Consider the following 1,377-nt stretch of genomic DNA (forward strand, 5'->3'; position numbering starts at 1 on the left):
GTACCCGCAATTGAAAATAGACCACCGCCAAGGCCGAGATTAGTCCTGCTGCTACCCATAATCTTGGTTTTGGTCCTGTGCGCCAGAACCTGGGGAATGCGATCGCAGCCACTATCCCTGTGACAACTAATCCTGTTACCAAAGCTCTGTACTCTTGCCAGGGAATCTCACCAGTCGGTAAGTTGAGAATCCCTGTAGACAGTAAGCCCAGAATATAAGCAAGACTTATTACTGTACCAGTGGCAGGCTTCATCAGATCGATAAACCTAGCTTTAAGCCCAAAACAACATGAAGCAATAGCAGGCAAAGTGCCGTACTTCCTAAGTAGGCATGAACGCTACGCACCAATGCTTTGTTTCCGCCAAAGCCAGTCAAGGCAATCACCCCATTAGCAGCCAGCACAATCAGTACGATTGATCCTGTCCAAAAGTGGGGGCTTTCTAGAATTGGCTGATACTGCATTACCAGAGACAAAACCCCACCCGTGTAGCCACCTGCGATAAAAATAAACATCCAGGGTGCTATTTTTCGATGATTACTGCGACTCTGTAGTGCTATTTCAGGATCAGATACTACTCGGCCACGCCATCCTGCTATTCCCACAAAGCTACCCATAATCAATACCACAATTCCCATCATCAATGGGTGTCCCCAATGCACCACTGGCTCAGGAATACCTAAAATTCTAAATTGGTTAGCAATTGGTTCTAAGAGCTGACTGAAATTTCCCACCGGTGTAAAACTATCCTCTCGATTAAGGTTGACCTAGCTTAGGTAACCATCTTTGTAGCATATTCAGAATTTGATTGGGCAACAAAATCTCACCATATCCAGATAGTGATGTTTAGATTCCTTGACACTTGTCTCAAACTAACAAACAGATAATTCAAACACTTGCAGTTCAACGTGAACAAAAAATCATACCAGATCCTAGAAGACTGGTATGATCCTTTGCTTGTCCCTAGTGCAAAGGAGACGCAGGGCTTTAGCCCCCAGGGCAAAGCCATCTAAATTTTTTTTGACAATAATTTAATAACCGACATTCCTCACTTCTCACTCCTCACTTCCTCACCCCGCCACTGTCACTACTTTGTTTATAATGATAATTTAAAAAAAAATGAGTAATACTAAATAGCTAGGATTACCCAGGAAAATTTAAAACTGGTATATATCAAAATTAGTAAATACTAATTTTTTTCTGCCGCTAATGTAGCTTTGGAGTTTTTTTGAGCAATGCCTTTATTATAGAAAAGCCAGGTAAAGATGACTAATCCAGCTTCGGTTCCTAATAAATCGTGAAGGATATGAAATAAAGCATTGAAAGTCACTTGCGGATCACTATAGGGATTCCCTCCAAATTTATCTAGAAGAAACACA

General features: G+C 41.8%; 1 protein-coding gene and 2 pseudogenes. All 3 read right to left on the bottom strand.

Features of this window, described 5'->3' with window-relative positions:
- Positions 1 to 253: pseudogene (locus F6K37_RS42475) on the bottom strand (ComEC/Rec2 family competence protein); the annotation flags it as partial.
- Positions 253 to 732, bottom strand: a complete 480-nt coding sequence (locus F6K37_RS42480) for a DUF4079 domain-containing protein (protein ID WP_008178438.1) — start codon at positions 730 to 732, stop codon at positions 253 to 255. The pseudogene F6K37_RS42475 and the gene F6K37_RS42480, both read right to left, overlap by 1 nt.
- 455 nt (positions 733 to 1,187) lie before the next feature.
- Positions 1,188 to 1,377, bottom strand: a pseudogene (locus tag F6K37_RS42485) (hypothetical protein); the annotation flags it as partial.

The organism is Moorena sp. SIO4E2, from assembly GCF_010671945.1.
Classification (GTDB): Bacteria; Cyanobacteriota; Cyanobacteriia; order Cyanobacteriales; family Coleofasciculaceae; genus Moorena; species Moorena producens.